Source organism: Paenibacillus jamilae (assembly GCF_050482105.1).
GTDB classification, from domain to species: Bacteria; Bacillota; Bacilli; order Paenibacillales; family Paenibacillaceae; genus Paenibacillus; species Paenibacillus jamilae_B.
This window is the reverse complement of sequence record NZ_JBCNHI010000020.1, coordinates 689,492-709,385: the sequence shown is the minus strand read 5'-3', so window position 1 is coordinate 709,385 and position 19,894 is coordinate 689,492. Positions and strand designations below refer to the sequence as shown.

Annotated in this window: 22 protein-coding genes and 1 pseudogene; 4 read left to right on the top strand and 19 right to left on the bottom strand. The window is 45.7% G+C overall.

Going from position 1 to position 19,894, the window contains the following annotated elements:
• Positions 1-50 precede the first annotated feature (50 nt).
• The gene (gene zwf, locus ABEW32_RS22255; RefSeq protein ID WP_430191824.1) at positions 51-1,553 is read right to left on the bottom strand and encodes a glucose-6-phosphate dehydrogenase; all 1,503 of its coding nucleotides are present in this window, start codon (positions 1,551-1,553) and stop codon (positions 51-53) included.
• 291 nt (positions 1,554-1,844) lie between these two features.
• Between zwf and ABEW32_RS22250 the strand changes: the two genes are divergently transcribed.
• Together ABEW32_RS22250 and ABEW32_RS22245 are read left to right on the top strand one after the other, a co-directional pair.
• Entirely contained in the window at positions 1,845-2,165 is a 321-nt protein-coding gene (locus ABEW32_RS22250; protein WP_014599691.1) for a winged helix-turn-helix transcriptional regulator, read from the top strand.
• Positions 2,166-2,308: 143 nt separating this feature from the next.
• On the top strand, positions 2,309-2,638 hold the full coding sequence (locus ABEW32_RS22245) for a hypothetical protein (protein WP_430191822.1): 330 nt from the start codon (positions 2,309-2,311) through the stop codon (positions 2,636-2,638).
• Positions 2,639-2,648: 10 nt separating this feature from the next.
• On the opposite strand, the gene ABEW32_RS22240 is transcribed toward ABEW32_RS22245, so the two are convergent.
• The 7 genes from ABEW32_RS22240 to ABEW32_RS22210 form a co-directional block, all read right to left on the bottom strand.
• Entirely contained in the window at positions 2,649-3,572 is a 924-nt protein-coding gene (locus ABEW32_RS22240; RefSeq protein WP_430191820.1) for an NAD(P)/FAD-dependent oxidoreductase, read from the bottom strand.
• Positions 3,573-3,812: 240 nt separating this feature from the next.
• The gene (locus ABEW32_RS22235; protein ID WP_430191818.1) at positions 3,813-4,415 is read right to left on the bottom strand and encodes a nitroreductase family protein; all 603 of its coding nucleotides are present in this window, start codon (positions 4,413-4,415) and stop codon (positions 3,813-3,815) included.
• A 106-nt stretch (positions 4,416-4,521) separates the two neighbouring features.
• Entirely contained in the window at positions 4,522-4,800 is a 279-nt protein-coding gene (locus ABEW32_RS22230) for a hypothetical protein (RefSeq protein ID WP_430191816.1), read from the bottom strand.
• A 132-nt stretch (positions 4,801-4,932) separates the two neighbouring features.
• A complete protein-coding gene (locus tag ABEW32_RS22225) occupies positions 4,933-5,259 on the bottom strand; it encodes a (2Fe-2S) ferredoxin domain-containing protein (protein ID WP_430191814.1) in 327 nt (108 codons plus the stop codon).
• Positions 5,260-5,295: 36 nt separating this feature from the next.
• Positions 5,296-5,796, bottom strand: a complete 501-nt coding sequence (locus ABEW32_RS22220; protein ID WP_430191812.1) for a metallophosphoesterase family protein — start codon at positions 5,794-5,796, stop codon at positions 5,296-5,298.
• A 24-nt stretch (positions 5,797-5,820) separates the two neighbouring features.
• On the bottom strand, positions 5,821-6,255 hold the full coding sequence (locus ABEW32_RS22215; RefSeq protein ID WP_430191810.1) for an Rrf2 family transcriptional regulator: 435 nt from the start codon (positions 6,253-6,255) through the stop codon (positions 5,821-5,823).
• 97 nt (positions 6,256-6,352) lie between these two features.
• Positions 6,353-6,730, bottom strand: a complete 378-nt coding sequence (locus ABEW32_RS22210) for a DivIVA domain-containing protein (protein ID WP_430191808.1) — start codon at positions 6,728-6,730, stop codon at positions 6,353-6,355.
• Positions 6,731-6,873: 143 nt separating this feature from the next.
• On the opposite strand from ABEW32_RS22210, the pseudogene ABEW32_RS22205 reads away from it, so the two are divergent.
• Positions 6,874-7,443: pseudogene (locus ABEW32_RS22205) on the top strand (TraR/DksA C4-type zinc finger protein).
• Between the two features lie 117 nt (positions 7,444-7,560).
• Here the strand turns inward: ABEW32_RS22205 and ABEW32_RS22200 are convergent.
• The 6 genes from ABEW32_RS22200 to hrpB all read right to left on the bottom strand — a co-directional run bounded on the left by ABEW32_RS22200 (position 7,561) and on the right by hrpB (position 13,920).
• Positions 7,561-8,565, bottom strand: a complete 1,005-nt coding sequence (locus ABEW32_RS22200; protein ID WP_430191806.1) for a Gfo/Idh/MocA family protein — start codon at positions 8,563-8,565, stop codon at positions 7,561-7,563.
• A 19-nt stretch (positions 8,566-8,584) separates the two neighbouring features.
• Positions 8,585-8,947: a replication termination protein gene (locus tag ABEW32_RS22195; RefSeq protein WP_430191804.1), complete on the bottom strand. Its 363-nt coding sequence runs from the start codon at positions 8,945-8,947 to the stop codon at positions 8,585-8,587.
• A 318-nt stretch (positions 8,948-9,265) separates the two neighbouring features.
• Positions 9,266-10,447: an acyltransferase gene (locus ABEW32_RS22190; protein ID WP_430191802.1), complete on the bottom strand. Its 1,182-nt coding sequence runs from the start codon at positions 10,445-10,447 to the stop codon at positions 9,266-9,268.
• 37 nt (positions 10,448-10,484) lie between these two features.
• Entirely contained in the window at positions 10,485-10,673 is a 189-nt protein-coding gene (locus ABEW32_RS22185; protein ID WP_430191800.1) for a hypothetical protein, read from the bottom strand.
• A 14-nt stretch (positions 10,674-10,687) separates the two neighbouring features.
• Positions 10,688-11,272: a general stress protein gene (locus tag ABEW32_RS22180; protein WP_430191798.1), complete on the bottom strand. Its 585-nt coding sequence runs from the start codon at positions 11,270-11,272 to the stop codon at positions 10,688-10,690.
• 119 nt (positions 11,273-11,391) lie between these two features.
• Positions 11,392-13,920 carry an ATP-dependent helicase HrpB gene (gene hrpB, locus ABEW32_RS22175; protein ID WP_430191796.1) on the bottom strand — a complete coding sequence of 843 codons (2,529 nt, stop codon included), beginning with the start codon at positions 13,918-13,920 and terminating at the stop codon, positions 11,392-11,394.
• A gap of 340 nt (positions 13,921-14,260) precedes the next feature.
• On the opposite strand from hrpB, the gene gluQRS reads away from it, so the two are divergent.
• On the top strand, positions 14,261-15,256 hold the full coding sequence (gene gluQRS, locus ABEW32_RS22170) for a tRNA glutamyl-Q(34) synthetase GluQRS (RefSeq protein WP_430191794.1): 996 nt from the start codon (positions 14,261-14,263) through the stop codon (positions 15,254-15,256).
• 64 nt (positions 15,257-15,320) lie between these two features.
• Here gluQRS and ABEW32_RS22165 read toward each other — a convergent pair whose 3' ends face one another.
• The 5 genes from ABEW32_RS22165 to ABEW32_RS22145 form a co-directional block, all read right to left on the bottom strand.
• Entirely contained in the window at positions 15,321-15,695 is a 375-nt protein-coding gene (locus ABEW32_RS22165) for a DnaJ family domain-containing protein (protein WP_430191792.1), read from the bottom strand.
• Positions 15,696-16,043: 348 nt separating this feature from the next.
• A complete protein-coding gene (locus ABEW32_RS22160) occupies positions 16,044-16,214 on the bottom strand; it encodes a hypothetical protein (protein ID WP_430191790.1) in 171 nt (56 codons plus the stop codon).
• A gap of 230 nt (positions 16,215-16,444) precedes the next feature.
• Positions 16,445-17,827 carry an MFS transporter gene (locus ABEW32_RS22155; protein ID WP_430191788.1) on the bottom strand — a complete coding sequence of 461 codons (1,383 nt, stop codon included), beginning with the start codon at positions 17,825-17,827 and terminating at the stop codon, positions 16,445-16,447.
• Between the two features lie 4 nt (positions 17,828-17,831).
• Entirely contained in the window at positions 17,832-18,362 is a 531-nt protein-coding gene (locus ABEW32_RS22150; protein ID WP_430191786.1) for a PadR family transcriptional regulator, read from the bottom strand.
• A 473-nt stretch (positions 18,363-18,835) separates the two neighbouring features.
• Entirely contained in the window at positions 18,836-19,645 is an 810-nt protein-coding gene (locus ABEW32_RS22145; RefSeq protein ID WP_430191784.1) for an SDR family oxidoreductase, read from the bottom strand.
• Between the last annotated feature and the right edge of the window lie 249 nt (positions 19,646-19,894).

Sequence of the window (19,894 nt, the reverse complement as noted above, 5' to 3'; positions counted from 1 at the left end):
CCTCCTGCCGTAGCAAAAATATATTTCTGTTCTCACTTTATTGGGTTGGTTTAAGCACGAACGGCTGCTTTTTCAGAACTTTCGGTCTTTTCGTCCAACCACCATGTAAAGCCTTGCTCTTTCAACAATTGATCTGAAGCCTCTGGACCGTAAGAGCCTGCCGCATACGTGTGAAGCGGAACTTCACCACGGGCAAACGCTTCGAGTACAGGTTGAACCCACACCCAAGACAGCTCCACTTCGTTCCAATGAGCAAAGAAGGTGGAATCACCGCGCAGCGCATCATAGATGAGGCGTTCATAGGCTTCTGGAACATCCTTAGCCTCGGAATGATAATTCATCAGAACCGTCTCCAGCTGGCCATTGTTCAGCGGATCTCTACTGTTCAAACGAAGTGTTACCTTTTCATCCGGGTTAACATGGATGATCAGCAAGTTCGGGTCTGTAGGCTGCCCTTGAGCAGCATAAGGATCTGTGTTGTCCTTTTTAAATTCCACGACGATACGAGTGGATTTTTCTTTCATGCGTTTGCCAGTACGAATATAGAACGGCACACCTGCCCATTGTTCATTATCAATCCAAAGACGAGCTGAAATGAACGTATCATTTTGCGAGTCAGGTCCGATGTCCGGCTCCTCTTTATAGGATGGAACTGCTTTTCCGTTGATTTCACCTGCGGTATATTGTCCTCTAACTACGTTGGAAGCAATATCAGAAGGATCGAGGGCACGAAGCGCGTCCATCACCTTGCTTTTTTCATCACGCACCTGATCAGCTGTGATATGTCCCGGTTTGTCCATCGCCGTCATCATCAGCACCTGTAGCATGTGATTTTGTACCATATCACGAATAGCACCGGAGTGATCGTAGTATCCTGCTCGCTCCTCGACGCCTACAGTCTCAGAAGCGGTAATTTGCACATTGGCAATGTACTGGTTGTTCCATATCCCTTGAAGCAATGGATTAGCAAATTTCAAGGCTTCCAGGTTTTGAACCATAGGTTTACCTAAGTAATGGTCAATACGATAAATTTCATCCTCAGCAAAGGTTCTGCTCAGGCGATCATTCAGCTCACGAGCCGATTCCAAATCATGCCCAAATGGTTTTTCAATAATGAGTCGTTTCCAACCCTTCGTTTCAGCCAAACCACTTTCGCGAATGTTGTGGGCAATCACATCAAAAAATTCCGGTGCCACCGATAAATAAAACATGCGGTTCCCCGGAATTCCTAAGTCATTTTCACGTTGCTCAGCAAGCTGTAGCAGCTTTTTATAATCTTCCGGGTGGTTAACGTTCAATGCACAGTAACGGAAAGCACTCAAGAACTGATCCATCTGAGCACGATTATCATTCACATGTCTGGAAAAATCCTTAATGGATTGCTCTACATTACTTTGAAATTGCTCGTCTGCCACTTCACGACGCCCCATCCCAATTACAGAAAAGGAAGCCGGAATTTTACCTTCTACAAACAAATTATACAAGGCAGGGTAAATTTTGCGTTTGGCCAAATCCCCTGTCGCTCCAAATAAGACAAATGTCATTGAATCCATGAAATATTCCTTCTTCCCATTATAAAAGATGAGGTTATTAAAAGTTACCTGAGGAATTAACGTAACCCATAATACACCCAAAATAAGGGGCAAGTCAATCAAATTTTAGCGAAATCGTGAACATTCGATATATCCTGTAATGATAACGTTTTCTGTGGTATGATTGACGCTAGGAAAGAGAAAAAACTGTTAAAATTGTCACAGTTGATACAATGCATTATAGTTACTATTGGTATACAGAGTTACTTTTAGTATACTGTTTAAAACAACAATGAAATTGAGGGGATTCAGATGAGCGACGACAGGCAGCCTAAGCTTTTGTGCGGTAAGGTGGAACAATCCTTTCAGATCATCAGCAAAAAATGGACCGCTCTCATCATTCATACTTTGATGGAACATCCCAAACGATTTAGTGAAATTCAAGTTTCCATACCTGATCTTAGCAAACGCATGCTGAACGAGCGCATCAAGGAACTAGAGCTTTCCGGCCTAATCCTTCGCAATGTCATTACAGAGCGGCCTGTGCGTACCGAATATTCGCTGACACGTAAGGGTAAAGAGCTAGGTGATGCATTGAATGGTGTGGAGAGCTGGGCCGAAAGATGGCTCTAAACCGCTAACAGGAGATCGGCAAATACGCTCTCCTGTTATTGTGTTACTCCATGTGGATCATAATACAAGCAATAGGACGAAAATAATGGGACAACCGGCAATAGCTCATATTTTCAGGGATGAGCCAGGAAAGGATGAGACAGATGGCATTTGGCATTACCCGGCAGGAGTTGCTAAGCTGGAAAAGAAAGGTCAGCCGTGGCGAGATTGCTTTTCTAACACACTACTGGCTGGATGACCGCTTTCCAGGCATTACAACTGTCACCAAGGTGGGCTGTTCTGACTTGGATAAGCTGCGCTTATGGTGCAGTCATAATGGATTAGACCCCCAATATATACATCAGCGTCAGCCCTATCCTCACTTTGACCTCATCGGTAGCAAACAGACGGAAATTCTACGCAAATATGGCATGAGCGATCAACTAAGACGCTTCGAGCCTCATCTTCAACCAAGTACACGCCCATCGTTCTAGACCGCAGCTCTCAGAGTTGCGGTATTTTTGTTTTCATACCGGATAATACCTTGTGTATCCAGATCGCTGACATAGCACCTTCTCCCATTGCAACCGTCGCTTGTTCGGCATGGGCCCCCAAGTCTCCGGCCACCCATACATGTTCCACATTTGTCATCTTGCTGCGGGGATGAGTCTCAATATGCTTGTTGTGCAGCAGATGTACACCCAGTTGCTCCGCCAGCTCTGAATGAACATGGTTGCTTCCAAAGGCTAAGAAGCCCCGCTCAGCTCCAATCACTTGTCCATCAGCCAGACGCACTCCCTCAAAGCAGCCTGGTTGTCCTGTGATAATCTCAGAAATGGCTGCTTCCTTATATTCAATCCCTTTTTCCCGCAGCTTCACAATCAGCTCGTCCGGCACCTCTGTACGCTCATGATTGACATAGACAAGTTGATCGGTACGTGCTGACAAAATCAAGGCCATATAAGCTCCGGCTTTGCCCGCCCCCATCACGATCGTGCTGCGATTCTGGACCTCATATCCGTCGCAGTCCGGGCACACATACACGCTGTTGCCCAAGCAGGCTTGCAGTCCTGCCAGCTTTGGAAAACGGTCCGTCAGCCCTGTGGCCAATAATAGCGTTTTTGATGTATATACTGACCCTACCTCCACTTCAATATGGAAAAGCTCATCTCTCTTGGTCGCTTTTATCGCCTTATCATCAACAAATTCAGTACCTAGCTTCGAGGCTTCACTACGCCCAAGCCGTCGTAGCTCTTCACCAGAAACCCCGTCAGGAAAACCCAGAATATTATGGTACTGATGGCACAGCGTAGATCGACCATAGCCCGAATCGATCACCAGCACCCGATGACTGCTGTATCTGCCCAATTGTATCGCTGCTTGCAATCCGGCGATTCCCCCACCAACAATAATGCAATCGTAGTCCATATCCGAATTTCCTCCTTCAATTACACACAAATTCTAAACATCAACAAAAAAAGCAGTCACACGTATGTAAACTTCTCATCTAATTTCAAACATAATATCACCTACATACGGATGAATTAACCTCATGCTCTATGTATTCCAAAGGTCACATGTTCAAAAAAATGAAACGACAAATAGCACTGCGGATTATCCACAGCGCTATATTCAGGTCAAACCTGAATGATCATACTATTATGATCATTATTTAAATGTTTTTACACGTTCCTCAATTGGTTGGAATTCCTTGTCACCTGGTTGGAATGTCGGTTTACCAAATGGCATTTCAGCAATCAGTTTCCAATGCTCAGGAATGTTCCATTCGTTTTTCACTTTTTCGTCGATCAAAGGATTATAGTGCTGAAGTGATGCGCCCAGTCCTTCTTGCTCCAGAGCCGTCCATACAACCAGCTGCAGCATGCCGTTAGATTGATTGGCCCAGATTGGGAAATTGTCAGCATACGCTTCAAATTGTTGTTGCAGACCAGCTATCACGTTGTTGTCTTCAAAGAATAAAACCGTTCCGTAACCGCTGCGGAATCCGTTCATTTTCTCAGCAGTAGATTTGAATTGTTCTTCATTGCCTACCACTTCCCGCAAAATATTTTCTGTAATATTCCACAGTTTGTCATGATGCTCTCCGAGCAACACTACTGCGCGTGAAGTTTGGGAGTTGAAAGAGGTAGGTGTGTACTTCACAGCTTCCTCTACGATCTCTTGAATCCGTTGGTCAGAAATTACTTGTTCTTTGCTAATGCCATAATAGGAGCGTCTGTCTTTCAGAGCTGTGAAGAAGTCTTTAGTCATTTTGTTACCTCCTGAGAAAAATTAATTACTTTTCGTAACTTAATATACATCGTACATATCTTAAAGTCAAGAGATTTCTTTTTAAATATTACCAGTTCGTTAAAAATTATACGCCGCCATTATATTTTTTCTCACTGGAAGAGGTGTGCTTAGTTGCATCCTTGTCTCTCTCCTCCTGTTTTTCCATCTTTAAATCCTCTACGGGAATGGCGTCTACCGTCTGCTCAATTTCAAAACGGTCGAACAAGCTTGCCTGATCTGTCGGATACTGCTCTGCATGATCACGATTAATCGGTTGTTCCTGATGTTTAGACTCTTTTGTCCCTTTCCTTGTCTGGCTCTTTAGCTCATTCTCACCGTGCAGACTTTCTTCAAATGGTTTCATCTTTCTTCCCTCCCTATCGGATTTGGTATCCACAGTATACTTTTACCTTTCAGGTTGGGGATTAAACGCAAAAAAGAGAAAATCTCCGAAAGATTTTCTCTACTCATTGTTTTTTATAGATAGTTGACTTGATTATTCCGAGCTGGATTTACGTGTACACTCATGAAAAAGATGCGGCTCCAGCTTTTCTCCTGCTACGAGCTTCTGCACCAGCTCTGTACCTGAGGCGGGAGTCATTTGACCATACCAGTCCCCTTGCGGATATACAATCACAACCGCAGCGTCATGACAGCGCCCATTACAACGAGTTCTGGTCGTATGAATATAGGCTTCTGCATGTTGTTTACGAATTTCAGCCCGAATTGCTTGCGTAACTTCTTCACCCTCATGTCGCATACATGTGCCTCCATTGCAGATCAAGACATGATGCTTCATTGGTTCTAAATCAAAAATAGCCATAGCTTCCCCTTTAATCAACAGTTGTTGGTCTTAAAATCAATGTTTATCTGGATAAAGAACAAGCTGTGCTTCCATTTGCCCGTCTTCAATCGTCAGCACAATAAATGAATATTCGTCTTCGCCGCGCTTGTCCGTCGGAGACCCCGGATTAAGGACAAGCAAATCATCTATCTTTTTCACCACAGGAATATGCGAATGCCCGTAAATCAGACAATCCAGCGTCTCTCCCTTAAATGTATTCAGTGCGATATTTTCTGTTGAGCCGCGCCAGCCGTGACCATGAACCATGCCGATCCGCTTGCCTTGGGCTTCCACGATTCGTTGGTAGCCCAGACGCTCCACGATGTCGGTTCCATCATTGTTCCCGGCAATGCCTTGCACAGGCGCAAATTCAGCTAGACGTTCATAGACGAACCAATCCGTCCAGTCTCCGGCATGGAGAATAAGGTCACTGCCTTTTAGCTCCTGGACAAGCCGACTAGGAAGCGTTTTGCTTCTGTGTGGCATATGAGTGTCTGAAAGTACGATGATTTTCATATCAATTTCTCCTTACCGGCGTCTTTACACGGATGAACTTTGTTGTCCAATCCGCTGCTGAAGCGTCTGCTCCAGATCTCGCAACGTAACGGTCTCGAAAAACGCCTGTATTTTCTGCTCTGCCACGGTATATAAACCATCCAACAAAGCATCTATGTTCCTGCCCACTTCGCAATTGTGATTGCTGTCGGTATGAATAGCAAACAACGGACCTTCATCCTTGGTCGCTTCATAGATCATTTTCAGATTAATGTTTGAACTCGACATGCTTAGACGAAAGCCGCGCGCTCCTGGTGACGAATCCACCAAACCAGCTTGCTTAAGTCGGCTCATAATTCTTCTCACCACTACCGGGTTGGTATTGATGCTGGAAGCAATAAGTGACGAAGTCATTCGCTCGGGTGCCCCTTCGGCCAGAAGAAGCAGACAATGGATACTAACGGAAAAATGGGTACTCATGTTAACCACCTTTATATGTGTGCCTCATTAAATGCTTGGTAAAATGCATGTTTACATCATACCACATTAGAGGCAGCGACACAGTGCTTACTGTTCCTTACTCCGGAAAATAGTCATTTTCTGGACGTACTCGCACTTTTAATTGGCGCACACTATACTCCAACTGCTTAATGATATCCTCCAGTTGACGACGGTCAAGTCCATTAAAGTCGGCGGCAGGCTTGGGTGCATTTTTCAAATCACGTATGGTTGCCTGCTGCTCCTGCCACTTGTCCATCAGGTCGGCTATATTCGCATAAAAGCGTTCATAATCCTTGATCACTTCATCCAGAAAAGCGTCCACCTCGTCTGGATCATAGCCGCGCATTTTATTTTTAAACTGTTTTTCATGAATGGAGAGCGCGTCCAGCTGAATGCCCAGTTGTTTAAACAACTGCTTTTGCTTATCCAGACGACGCTTCATATGTTCATCCATCGGTTTTCCCTCCTTAACACACTATTCTTTTTATATCACATTCTAGGCTGGGAATAAAAGTCTCTGCTGATTGCTCAGTCCTATGAACGGGTATAAAGGAGCATACGCGCCACTCATACAAACCACGAAGGGGAGAGATGATCGTGAACCATTTGAACGATTCGCAGCTTGCAGAGCTGAAACATATGTTACTGGAGCAGAAGAAGGATTTAGAAAAACATTTTAAACAAAACGGTCAGGAAAATACGAAATTGGGAGAAACACTGACAGATTCCACAGGCGAACTCTCGTCCTATGATAACCATCCCGCTGATATAGGGACAGAAACCTTTGAATGATCCCGTGATCTGGCGATTAATGAGTCGCTGGAAAGCGAGCTGGATCAGGTCAATGCAGCGCTGCAACGGATGGAAGATGGGACGTATGGAATATGTGTGGAGAGCGGGGAAGAAATTCCTTTTGAACGGTTGCAAGCTATTCCATATACAGCCTATACCGTCGAGCACACGCCAGCACGAGATTTATCGAACGACCGTCCAATAGAGGAACAGGTTATGACTCCACCACCCAAAGGTGCAGGTGAGGTTCGCCAACGCAATGCAGGACGATTTGACGATGCGGGCGCATGGGGCGCGGTGGAAAAGTACGGCACATCGAACTCGCCTGCGACAGCCGCCAAGCGTGACGTCGCAGATTATGATGAAAATATGTGATGCTCGAATGTGCAAAGACTCATTAAAAAATACCTATGTATTTGTTCATCTAAAAAAGCAGCTTGTCCCTTGGACAGGCTGCTTTTTTTATGTCTTCTGGGAATACGAGAAGCTCGCCTACCCAATTTCTATCCGCTTCCGACTGCGAGCTGATTCAATACAAGCGTCGATCACTTTCATATTACTTACCGCATCTTCTGGCTCATATGGCAGCGGAATACCATCAAGCACCGCTTCGGCAAAAGCATCGGCTTGCAGTTCAAAAGAATTAAAACCTTTTAGACGTTCCTCACGCGTAACCGAACCGACGTGAACAAAAATTTGCGGTACGACAGACGTTCTTTCCCAACCGAACATTTTGGGCATTGCAATCGTCCCCTTGCTACCGAGGATTTCCATGTTGGAACGGTTGGCTGCCCACATGCCACAATCAAAAGTAAGGTTGACTCCACCCGGAAATTCCAGCAGACCGGAGGCCATCATATCAACGTTGTCATGCTCCGGCGAAAATAAAGCATGTACCGTCACTGCCTCCGGCTCCCGATCCAAATACATACGAGCGGCTGAGATTGGATACACGCCCACATCATATAGCGAGCCGCCGCCCATGCTTTTATTAAAGCGTACATTATCTGCCTGATCGGTATTGTTGAATGTAAACGTGCAATGAATGCCACGAATGTCACCAATCTCCCCACTATTGATGATTTCCTTAATTCTTCGGTGTTTGGGATGATAGCGATACATAAAAGCTTCTGCAAAAGTCACTCCCGCACGGCGACACGCTTCAACCATACGGCTTGTCCCGGCCGAGCTGAGCGAGGAAGGCTTTTCACACAAAACATGCTTCCCAGCCTCCGCAGCCTTAACGGTCCACTCTTCATGCAGATGGTTAGGCAAAGGTATATACACCGCTCCAATTTCGGGATCTGCCAACAGCTCGTCATAGCTTCCATAGCTTCTCGGAATATCGAACTCCCGGGCGGCCTCAGCGGCTTTATCCGCATTTCGACTAGCAATTCCTAGCACTTCTCCGCGTTCGGACTGCTGAATCGCCGGAATTACAGCGATTTTGGCGATCTCCGCCGTGCCTAAAATTCCCCATTTCAGCTTTCTACCCATCATTCTCATCCTTTCGTCGTTAGGAATAGTTGTCTTGTTCCGCTTTATGCAGCATACCTAAGCAACGGTCCAGATCGGCTTTGACCTGCTTTTTGTACAGCCGGGCTTTCTCCTCCCCATCGTCTGTAAAATGATAGAGCACAATCTCCTGAAAATCCACACGCGGGTCTGTTCCTTTTAGCTTCTTGGTACGGTAAAAAACGCCTTCCTGAACCAGTTCATGCAGTGCCCGGTATACCTCGCTTTGAGGCGGAACATATCCGAAACCACTAAACTCATCTTTCATCGATTCGAGCATCTGATATCCATATCCGCGATGCCTCTCTACCATTGTGATCAGATAAATTTTGATAAAAGCCCGCTGGGATATCATAAACGCCATTTCACAGCCTCCTCTACACCTTATTTAAACCTTATTTAAGCAGCTTACCTTCCATTATAAACCACTCTGGGTCCATAGACTATTTCCTTTCATAAATATGAGAGCTTACGATAATTCTCCATTCCTTGTGACCTGTTTGAAGGTAGCGAGTGCAATAAAATGAAGCGTTCTAGAGTAGTATGCATGTCGCTGAGTGAATGATTTTACAGTTTTCTATTTTGAATTTTTCATATATTGAAATAACATAATTAAACTTAAAAAAGTAACCCGAAGCTCAATCTTCTTCCCGAGCTTCGGGTTACTTTTTATGGTATATGACTAGATTTTGAGATTTTGCTTCTGCAGGGCAGGCGGGCTTCCAGCAGGGCGGAAACGAATCCGAAGCCCCACGATCCATTTACCCATAGGCAAATGTGCCAGCAACCATGTTCCAGCAAGAGAAAAGATTATACAGAGAACGAATGAAGCCAGTGTACGAAGAACGTGACTCCAGTCTGCAAACAACGTTTCATCAAAATAATAGGTTACGCGTAGCATAAAGGCATGCATCAGATACGCTCCATAGGACAACGTTCCCATGACGGTCAGCATTCGCGCCGCACGTCCTCCTTTGTAAGCCATCCAAGTCGCTACCCGATAAGCTACAAAAATAGACGTGATGCAATATACAGCCATGACCGGGCGCAGCAGAGACAAGTAGTTAAAGGAAAGAACCGTACCCCGCGGTGTCTGGAAGTGCCCGATCATCTCATACAGCAAGTATCCTGTAAGCACGATAAATAGCGGCCAATATACCAGCTGCGCCTTGATGACCCAAGCATTCCAACGCTTAACGTTCATCCCAGCCGCCGCTCCTAATATAAAATAAAAGAAAAAGTAGATCACATTTCGATCAGCGTATATGGTAAACCAAGAAGAAATGACGGGAAGCTGGAACTGATCCATCACATGATATACGGGTCCCACCGCCAGCATAAGCAAAATATAGAGTATGCCGAATCCAGCTAATGCAGCGGGTCGCCAAGTTGACGGCAGTAACGCAGACAAACGACGTACAGCATAACGAAATACGGGAAACAACACATAACATTGGATAATCATAACGATGTACCACAAATGATAGCTGCTTTTCCCATTCAACAGCTTCTGGAAAAAATCTAACGGGTGAATAAATCCTCCACTTTGGACAAGCTGATTTCCCAACTCGTATACAAGAGACCATATGATATAAGGAACGATGATGTCCATGAACCGTTTACGTAAAAACGTGCCATACTTTAAGGCGCCATCGTAATTATAAAATAGTACCATTCCAGTAATGAACACAAATACAGGCACTGCAAATTTGGAGCACAGCAGTAATAGTGTCATTATAACTCCGTCCTGAATGCGTGCCCCCGGCGCAAACGCATAGTGAGCGATGGAATGCTGAAGAACAACGGCTGCAAAAGCCAACCCCCTCAGCAAAGCGACCTCGGAAATTCTCTCTTTTTGACTCATGTCACTCTCCTGTTACATCTAACAATTTATAAATCTATTATAACGACAATTCTATAAAAATATATAGAGGGATAAACGTGCCAATGCCTAGCAAAACATCATCTGTCTTAGGTAATTCAACAAATAGCCAACACATAAAAGCAGCAGTCTCCCCGTCAGGAGACTGCTGCTGTAGAAAGCCTATATATGAAGAAGGAGCCCGACTGTTGTAAATGACGTTCTCCACCAGCCGTGTGATAATTACAGATTCCTTCTAGTATCTGTATACGCATCTGTTCGCGTATCCGCAACACTATCGTCATATGTTCTGTAACGATCCGCATTCAGAGAACGGTTAGTGCGGAAAATATCATAAACATCCCTGTGACGATCAGCGGAATCCACTAGCACTAAAATCTTGCCCTGATCGACGTATGTCTCGTATTGACGGGCATCATCTTCTGGAATGCCAAGTCCGACCAGTCCACCGACCAAGCCACCGGCCCCTGCTCCGACCGCTGCTCCGGTAAGGGTAGCGGCGATAGGTCCAGCTGCAAGAATAGGTCCAATACCTGGGATAGCCAGCGCTCCAATACCTGCCAGTAAGCCAGCAACACCGCCTACAATGCCGCCTGTAGCTGCACCTGTGGCCACACCTTCCGGTGCTTTGGTGCCTGTCTCTTCACTAATCGTCTTGAGGTCTTCACGGTCACGGGTGATGACAGATATCTCACTGCTCGGGATTCCTTTACTCTGCAACTGTCCAATCGCACGAGATGCTTCTTGCTCGGTATCAAAAACACCAACAATTTTCTTTTCATTATAATCGTTTAAGTTATTAGCCATGATAGTTACCTCCCAATATGTTGTTTGTTGAGTGGTTCGTTTTTTCATTACCCCACTATCCTGACGTTTAAACGATTTTTCAAAATTAAAATGAATCTATTTTAAGTTCATTTTACCAATCAACGCTTAGGCTTTGCTCTGTTGGTTGCCACAGCTTCCAGTGGATCATCTGGCCAATAATGCTTGGGATATCTGCCTTTTAGGTCCTTTTTGACTTCAAAATAAGTCTCGCCCCAGAAGCTGGACAAGTCGGAAGTCACTTGCACAGGTCGCTGGGCAGGTGACAATAAATGCAGCACAATCGGCACACGTCCACGTCCAATACGGGGCGTATCCTTCATGCCGAACAGTTCCTGTAGTCTCACTGCCAGTGCAGGAGCCTCAGGCTGCGAATAATCGACAGGAATACGGGAACCACTGGGTACACGTATATGCGTCGGTGCTTCCTGTTCGAGCTGTTGCCGCTGTTCCCAATTCAACCTGCCCAGCAGCAATTCGCTAGCGTCCAGCCGTTGCAGATCAGCTATATTTTTGGCTCCAAGCGCAAAGGGAAACAGCCACGATTCCAGTGAACCCAACAGGGCAGATTCTGAGCTGTCTGGCCATTCCTCGGGTGCTGAGAAGTGCATAAAAATTAAGCGTGCCTGTAGCTGGAGGGTTTGTCGATTCCAGGACAGCAGTTTGAGACCACGTTCCCGCACCCCCTGCATTAAGGCAGCGGCGATTTCCTCAGCCGGAGGTCGCTCGTAAGATGTTTCCTTTAAGATGAGCGAGCCCAGCCGAAGTACCTTGCGGGCTCTCACGGCTGAAGCGGAGCTATCCCAGTATACGTTGGCTTGTTCCAGCAGCAAATCGCTGCAATGCTGGATCAGCTCCTGTAGTTCAATCGGTGCCGCCAACTGAATGGCGCCATCTGCTCCCTCGTCGTCCACTTCGGCGGCGACGAGATAGGACGCACGTGACATCCACTCCACTTGTCGGAGTCGTGCTCCCCGGCCGCCGCTAAGCAAAAAGCGGCCATCCCCTCGGCCCTGCGCGATCCGATCCGGATACGCGAAGGCCAGCAGTAGCCCGCAGGCCGCGGAGCCGTCAGGCTCGTCCTGCGCTGTGGCGGTGGTCGGCAGCGTGGCTAGTAGCTGCCGACTCTCCTGCACGATACGGCGAATCACCGTATCGTCTGCCGCTCCCAGCAGGCTATGCGTACTGCGAGCGTGAACCGCCTCGCGCAGAGCGTCCAGCCGCGGGCGCAAATCCGTTCCGCCATGAGCACGGAACGGGTCCCGCTCTTGCAGCAGCGCCGCCAGACGGCTGGCAGTCGGAGCCAAGCCAAGGGCTGCTGCGCGCAGCAGCATGTGCCCGAGGCGCGGGTGCGTGCCCAAGGCGGATACCTCGCGCCCGTGCGCGGTGATGCCGCCTGCCGTGCCGTCGGCTGCGACCTCCAGGCAGCCAAGCTGGCGCAGCAGACCTGTGGCCTGGCGGTACGCCGCCTCAGGCGGGGCATCCAGCCAGGCCAGCTCGGCGGGCTCGCGCACGCCCCAGGCTGCCAGCTCCAGTGCGAGTGGGGCCAGATCTGCCACCACGATTTCTGGGCGGCTGGCATCGGGGAGCGCGGCATGCTCCTGCGCGCTCCACAGCCGGTAGCACACGCCCGGCTGGAGACGACCCGCCCGCCCGCGCCGCTGGTCGGCGGAGGCCTTGGACACCTTGACGGTGGTCAAACGGCTCATGCCGGTTCGCGCGGAAAATACCGATTCCCGTGACAGTCCGCTATCGATCACCACCGTAATCCCGGCGATGGTCAAGCTGGACTCGGCAATCGAGGTGGCTAGTACAACCTTGCGGCTACCCGGAACCGACGGACGTATTGCTTCATCCTGCTGCTCCAGCTTCATGCTGCCATACAGTGGAATGATTTTGACGTAGGCTGGTAAATTTCTGGACGTCAGCTCTCGTTCCGTTCTATGAATTTCTCTAGCCCCTGGTAAAAACACCAGTACATCTCCTTCATGAGCATGGAGCGCCTTTTCTACCGCCTCCGCTGCAAAGGACTCTAATGAGGTTGATGAAGGCTTGGGCATATGAAAGGTTTCTACCGGAAATACGGTGCCTGGACATTCCAGTAAAGGTGCATCTCCTAACAGTCTGCATACAGGCTCTGCCTCCAGGGTGGCAGACATAATTAATATTTTCAACTCCGGTCGCAGCAGCGCCTGACTTTGCAGGGCAAGTGCCAATCCCAAATCTGCATGCAGGCTGCGCTCGTGATATTCATCAAAAATAATCAGGCCGACTCCCTCCAAAGCCTGATCATGTTGCAGCATCCGGGTCAGTACGCCCTCCGTAACCACTTCAATCCGCGTGCTTGGTCCTACCTTTGTATCCATACGAACACGGTAACCCACGGTCTTCCCAGTTGACTCGCCTAGCGTTTTTGCCATTTGCGCTGCTGCCGCACGTGCTGCCAAACGTCGCGGCTCCAGCATAATTATCTTTTGCCCCGCTAGCCACGGCTCATGCAGCAGTTCTAATGGTGTTACTGTTGTTTTCCCCGCTCCCGGCTGTGCAATCAGTACCGCCGCCGAATGGGATAGCAATGCACGTTTAAGCTCGGGAATGACTTGCATAATAGGCAATGGTTTATCTGTCAATGAAATCTCTCCAATGATACGCTTGAGGCGTAGAATCTAAGTTTGAATTCTTTTATTATTGTGAATTTTTCACTACCTGTAATTATTGAAAATCGAATAAAAAATGTTAGCTGTCTACAGCACAGGGACTTCGTCTCATCTGTCGCGCCTGATTCTTCTAAATCTATTATACAGATATTTAAATTTCCCGTCTGGTCATCGCAGGTATGTACGCTTTCTGTTGCCAACTCCTATACCTGCCGACATGCACTCGCTCCAAAATCGTTTTATAATATGGTGATAAGGATGGCTGAAGGACGGAATATAGAAACACGGAATACAGAATCGAGGTAACTTTCGTATGGAATTACAAGCCCAACCCATTAGAGGACGATTCGCCCCAACACCATCGGGATGGATACACTTAGGAAATGCTCGCACCGCCTTATTATCCTGGCTGCATGTTCGTTCCTTGGGCGGAACCTATATTTTGCGTATGGAAGATATTGATATGACACGAGCTCGCAGCGCATTGGCGCAAGGAATTATGGAGGATTTGCGCTGGATCGGGCTGGATTGGGACGAAGGACCCGACATTGGCGGTCCCTACGGTCCTTACACTCAGAGCCAGCGGCTGGAGCGCTTCCAATCTGCATTGGAGAAACTTCAGGGGCAAGATTTACTGTATCCTTGTTTTTGCAGTCGGGCAGACATTATGGCTGCCGCCCATGCTCCGCACGGACTGTCGGGTGAAGGACCTGCATATTCAGGGACATGTCGTAACCTTAGCTCTTCAGAAGCTCTAGCTAAAGCACAGCATAAACTCCCTTCACTTCGTTTTAAAGTGCCGCAGCATTCAGATGCTGTTATTTCATTTTATGATCATGTAGCTGGTCATGTATCCTTCCGTGCGTCGGAGGGGGGCGATTTTATCATCAAACGGGCGGACGGCATGTTTTCCTATCAGCTTGCCGTCGTCATCGATGATGCGGATATGCATATGACCGATGTGCTACGCGGATATGATCTTCTCGATTCGACTCCCCGCCAGCTATTGTTATACCAAGCCCTGGGCTTAGAGCCGCCACGTTTCGCGCACGTTCCCCTTGTCCTCGGTCCTGATGGACGAAGACTGGCCAAACGACATGGTGGCGTAGCACTCCGAGCCATGCGTCGGCAAGGAATTACACCGGAAGCCGTCATTGGCTGGCTCGCCTACTTTTCCGGGCTGTTGGATTCTCCCGAGCCTGTGAAGGCTGTGGATTTAATCGATGGTTTTCATTTGGACAAGCTCCCTCGGGAGCCAGTTATCCTAACCAAGCAATGTCTCACGAAATTATCTGCACTGCAACGGTAATGGGACAAGGCATGGAAAGCAAAATGTACGGGCAAGGGCATTCTGCCCTTGGCTCCTCTCGCTGCTATTCCTCTAGTCGCTGACGCACAGCAGACTCATATTCATAAAATACAGACGACATATTCAGCCCTCTTTCCTCCAGCAGCATACGAAGACGAAGTGATTTTTCAGTCAGCCTGCGACTGATCCGCTGTTGCTCTCCTGCCTCATGACAAGCGTGAAGCAAATCACGTAGCTGGACACATTCCTTTTGCAGCTGCAGCTCTTCTGGTAAAATGCCTGCATTTTTCAACAGCTTATATGACATCCGCAGTTCCTCTGGAACATGTGACAAATCCTCAATCACCAGTGGCTTGCCCGCTCCCGGCAAATGATCAAACTCACCTTTGGCCATCGCTTCGGCAATCTTCTGCTCTGCCATTCTAGAGAACATTCTCATTCACTCCTTGTATTAAGCATCCTATGTACAATCTATATTAAATAAACCTGGAGTCCTTTGCCACTGTAGCTTACATATAGTGAGGTTGCCCTGTATTCCTGTAGGAGAAAGCCGATTATTCTTCGATCCCAAGCAATTGACATACTTGTTCTCTATATTTTTTGGCCTTACGTGTTCCGTGAATGAGATTGGACAGGCAACATCCTGAAATCATTCGATTGCCAAGTAAAGATCCACAGTGTTGCCAGCGACTGATTCATTTCCCTATGTGCATTCTCACCAGTAGATGACTCCTTTTAATAACATAAAAAATCCCCTGATGTGGATGCAATCAAGGGATACATAAGTTTATTTCTCTCGCTTTGATAATACAAAATTGATTATTAATCCAACGATAATTCCTGTTAAAATCGCATTGAAGCCCATAGCGCTCATCTTATATCCCAAAGCGTAAAATAATCCTATACCTATTGCGTAGCTTAACAAAACCGCTGTATAACGCTTCAGAAACTTACTCATGAAAATCCTCATAAGCAACTCCCCTGTTAATTTTATACTTCAACATAATAAATGTTAGTTAATTATTGCATAAAAGCAAGGGGGAATTGGTCGTGTAAGGAATCCGTTAAAAAGAAATTTGCTCTATTCATCCATGCACTCACATGGAATGAGGGGGTACCACTAACATTCCCGACAAAAACCACACTAAGACGATAAGAGATGCAGGTTAGAACCATACAAAAACATGCTCAATGTTTTACATATGCAGTGCCGATTGTCGTATAGCCAATATTTTTAGGTAGAAACAGTACTTCAATTGCTGGGAATATCATCAATAGACCAAGAAAGACAAAACCTAATTCGTAAGCGATAGTAATCGGGTAGAAGATTTGTAATAAACCCACAACAACTGTCATAATTGATATTCCCATCCCTTGAGCTAATGTTGAAACGACAGCATTCAAAGTATTGGCACTATTTCGATCTTTAATGTCTACTTCAGAAAAACTCAATCCACTGTAAGCAGTTAGGGCTAGTGATCGTCCTACACCTGAAACTAATGCAAGAAACATGATCACAATAGGAAAAGTATTAATTTGAATGAAAGCTAAAGCAATTGATGTAGTAAATATCATCACAAATGATGACAATAGTGCCCCACGATAGCCTAGTTTACGGATAATTGCATTGGTAAAAGGTTTGATTCCAATATTTCCAATAAAAACAAATAACACATAGCTACCTGCTTTTACTGCTGACCAATGAAAGACCGTTTGTAAAAAAATTGTTAGGATGTATGGCAATGCTCCAACACATAGCCATAAAACAGAACCACTTGTCTGGCAGATTCTAAAAGAAGTTATTTTTAATGCATCAAGTGAAAATAATGGATTGTCTACTTTTTTCAAGTGCTTGAATACTATAAAGCCTAGTATCACGCCTAAAACAATTAATCCTAATGCACTAAGCCAATAATTTTTTCCGTGAGTGGCAAGCTCTGCTCCAACTAAAATTATAGCGGATGAAAAGGTAATTTCTAAAAATCCTAAAAGATCAAAAGTAGCTGTTTTATTTATCTGATCAGTATCGATTAATTTTATACCGATTAATACGATAATTAAACCTATTGGCACATTAATTAGGAAAATCCACTGCCAGCTCCAGTAAGTAACAATAAATCCGCCAATCACTGGTGCTATTGCGGGTGCTACAAGTGCAGGCCAAATGAGATAACTAAACATTTTCAATAGCAGTGAAGGCGGTGTCTTTTCTAGCACAATCAGTCTTGCTGTAGGTGTCAATAAGGCACCAGAAATTCCTTGTATGATTCTCATTATTAAAAGGAAAATGAAGCTTGTCGCTACTGCACTACCTAATGAGCTAAGGGTAAACATAATAACAGCAATAATCCAAATTTTCTTTTTCCCAAATCGATTAGCCATCCATCCACTCAGAGGGATAAAAACGGCAACTGTAATCAAATACACACTGATAAGTAAAGCAATTGTTGCCGAACCCGTACGAAAATATTGAGCCATTTTAGGTAGTGCGGTAGTTACAATTGTTCCATCTAAAATCTCCATAAAGAGACTTGCAGCCATTAAAAGGGCTATTTTTATTTCTTTTGTCATTCTTTCACCATCCTTTCTTCAATTCGTGTTTAAATTTCTCAATCCATTCAATTGCCACATTTGCTTGCAGTAGTCGTAACTCAAACCTTTTACTTGCATACCAGTGATCTTTTGAATCTTCTTTAGCCAGTTCTTGCAGTGCATCTTGCGTATCTTCTACGACATCTTTTTGTTCCTGATAGAATTGATCTAATAGTTGTATTTGTTCATCTAAAGCAAGATGCTGCATCACATCAAGCTTTATTAAATAAATATCAGCATTGTGAGCCCCACTTGGAACGGGCATTTTCAGTAGTTCAAAAAAACGCTCTTTTCCTTTTTCTGTAATAGTAGCAACTTTCTTGTTTTTCCCGTCTGAACCTACATTAGTTATTTCTACAAAACCTTTGTTTTCTAATTTTTCAAGTAGGGGATAAATCACACCATAGCTGATTTTTCTATGACGTCCTAAAGTGGCTTGCAATGCATTACGTAAACTATAGCCACTTTGCGGTTCTTCCATTAATTCACCTAAAATAAAAAATTCATTCATCATTTTAATCTCCTTATATATCTTTTAGATACATCAATTATATATCTTTTAGATATATAATGCGAGTTATTTATATAATAAATTTAAAAGGGTACTTATATCTCAATTTATCTCGTTACAGTATGTTACGCCTTGTCAATATACTCCATCGCCACTATGTTGCAGTGCATCCTACCAACCGCAAATGGTAGCGATATGAATGACTCCAATCCCACTCGTATAGAGTGCGACAAACAAAAATGCAGGAATTAATACCCTAATGGTATCAATTCCTGCATTTTCGAAAAACACGATGTTTAAAAAGCTTGAATCGACTATTGACTTATAACGATTAAAGTGAATATAAATCCATTTCGACAAATTTTCGAGGTGCGAAGGATCTGGGGTTTTTATGTGAGCTTCATATTCGCACCGTAAGTAAGAATACACTTAAGATACCACAAAACCTCTCTCGATCCCAGAGAATGCTCTAATTCTTAAAACAATAACGACTCTGCCCCGTCAATCACAATTTGTGCGCCAGTGATGTGACGCGAATGATCAGACGCCAAAAATGTTACCAAATCAGCAACCTGTTCGGGCTGTCCAGGTCCATCTGCCAACGGCTGATCTCCTTCAGGAAATTGCACAGGGATGGTAATCTGCTTTAACCCTTCCGATTTCTCCGTGGTTTCATCAATATTCGTCGAAATGGCGCCCGGATAGATGACATTGACACGAATACGGAACTTAGCCAGCTCTAGGGCTGCCATTTTAGCAAAACCGGTTTGACCTGCCTTTGATGTGCTGTAGGCTGACATTCCAAAGCTGGTAAAACGCTGATTTCCATTAATTGAGCTGGTGATGATAATGCTGCCGCCACCGTTCTTTTTCAAATGCGGTATTGTATACTTTACCGTCAGGAAGGTGCCATCCAGATTCGTTGACAAGGTTTGTCGCCAATCCTCAATGCTCAGCTCCTCGATCGGTCCGACGACCCCATTAATCCCCGCATTGGCAAAAATGATATGCAGCCCGCCGAACAATTCAACCGCTTCCAGCACTGCTTTTTCTACACGCACCGGATCGGCAATGTCCACGTCAAAAGCCCGGGCTGACCCTTCACGTATGGCATTAATCTCTTTTTCCGTCTCCAAAATACGTTCATTACTTACGTCAAAAAGAGCGACATTTGCTCCTTCTTTAGCCATTTGAATGGCTGTCGCCTTGCCAATGCCAGAACCAGCACCCGTGATTAGAGCGGTTTTACCTTCAAACCGTGCGCCTCCTGCATATGTGTAGCTCATATGTATCGCTCCCTTTCAATAATCTGTATAATCACAAGATTACCCAAAAGGGTACACTTTATAATCACCATTTTTGCGCATTTTTTGCTGTTCCTTTGCGATATTCAGGAAAAGATCGAATTTTTCGTGCATTAGTGCATCTTTTCTTCTTCTCTCTCACTACATTCCGTGAATATCTTGTCTATTCGTAGTTTTGTGTGAATTCATCAAAAAAGGACGTTCTACAACCATTCGGTATGGATGCATACG

Excerpts from the sequence above, each read along its gene's own strand:
- zwf (WP_430191824.1), bottom strand. The coding sequence starts at position 1,553 with ATGGATTCAATGACATTTGTCTTATTTGGAGCGACAGGGGATTTGGCC.
- ABEW32_RS22250 (WP_014599691.1), top strand. The coding sequence starts at position 1,845 with ATGAGCGACGACAGGCAGCCTAAGCTTTTGTGCGGTAAGGTGGAACAA.
- ABEW32_RS22245 (WP_430191822.1), top strand. The coding sequence starts at position 2,309 with ATGGCATTTGGCATTACCCGGCAGGAGTTGCTAAGCTGGAAAAGAAAG.
- ABEW32_RS22240 (WP_430191820.1), bottom strand. The coding sequence starts at position 3,572 with ATGGACTACGATTGCATTATTGTTGGTGGGGGAATCGCCGGATTGCAA.
- ABEW32_RS22235 (WP_430191818.1), bottom strand. The coding sequence starts at position 4,415 with ATGACTAAAGACTTCTTCACAGCTCTGAAAGACAGACGCTCCTATTAT.
- ABEW32_RS22230 (WP_430191816.1), bottom strand. The coding sequence starts at position 4,800 with ATGAAACCATTTGAAGAAAGTCTGCACGGTGAGAATGAGCTAAAGAGC.
- ABEW32_RS22225 (WP_430191814.1), bottom strand. The coding sequence starts at position 5,259 with ATGGCTATTTTTGATTTAGAACCAATGAAGCATCATGTCTTGATCTGC.
- ABEW32_RS22220 (WP_430191812.1), bottom strand. The coding sequence starts at position 5,796 with ATGAAAATCATCGTACTTTCAGACACTCATATGCCACACAGAAGCAAA.
- ABEW32_RS22215 (WP_430191810.1), bottom strand. The coding sequence starts at position 6,255 with ATGAGTACCCATTTTTCCGTTAGTATCCATTGTCTGCTTCTTCTGGCC.
- ABEW32_RS22210 (WP_430191808.1), bottom strand. The coding sequence starts at position 6,730 with ATGGATGAACATATGAAGCGTCGTCTGGATAAGCAAAAGCAGTTGTTT.
- ABEW32_RS22200 (WP_430191806.1), bottom strand. The coding sequence starts at position 8,565 with ATGGGTAGAAAGCTGAAATGGGGAATTTTAGGCACGGCGGAGATCGCC.
- ABEW32_RS22195 (WP_430191804.1), bottom strand. The coding sequence starts at position 8,947 with ATGGCGTTTATGATATCCCAGCGGGCTTTTATCAAAATTTATCTGATC.
- ABEW32_RS22190 (WP_430191802.1), bottom strand. The coding sequence starts at position 10,447 with ATGAGTCAAAAAGAGAGAATTTCCGAGGTCGCTTTGCTGAGGGGGTTG.
- ABEW32_RS22180 (WP_430191798.1), bottom strand. The coding sequence starts at position 11,272 with ATGGCTAATAACTTAAACGATTATAATGAAAAGAAAATTGTTGGTGTT.
- gluQRS (WP_430191794.1), top strand. The coding sequence starts at position 14,261 with ATGGAATTACAAGCCCAACCCATTAGAGGACGATTCGCCCCAACACCA.
- ABEW32_RS22165 (WP_430191792.1), bottom strand. The coding sequence starts at position 15,695 with ATGAGAATGTTCTCTAGAATGGCAGAGCAGAAGATTGCCGAAGCGATG.
- ABEW32_RS22160 (WP_430191790.1), bottom strand. The coding sequence starts at position 16,214 with ATGAGTAAGTTTCTGAAGCGTTATACAGCGGTTTTGTTAAGCTACGCA.
- ABEW32_RS22155 (WP_430191788.1), bottom strand. The coding sequence starts at position 17,827 with ATGACAAAAGAAATAAAAATAGCCCTTTTAATGGCTGCAAGTCTCTTT.
- ABEW32_RS22150 (WP_430191786.1), bottom strand. The coding sequence starts at position 18,362 with ATGATGAATGAATTTTTTATTTTAGGTGAATTAATGGAAGAACCGCAA.
- ABEW32_RS22145 (WP_430191784.1), bottom strand. The coding sequence starts at position 19,645 with ATGAGCTACACATATGCAGGAGGCGCACGGTTTGAAGGTAAAACCGCT.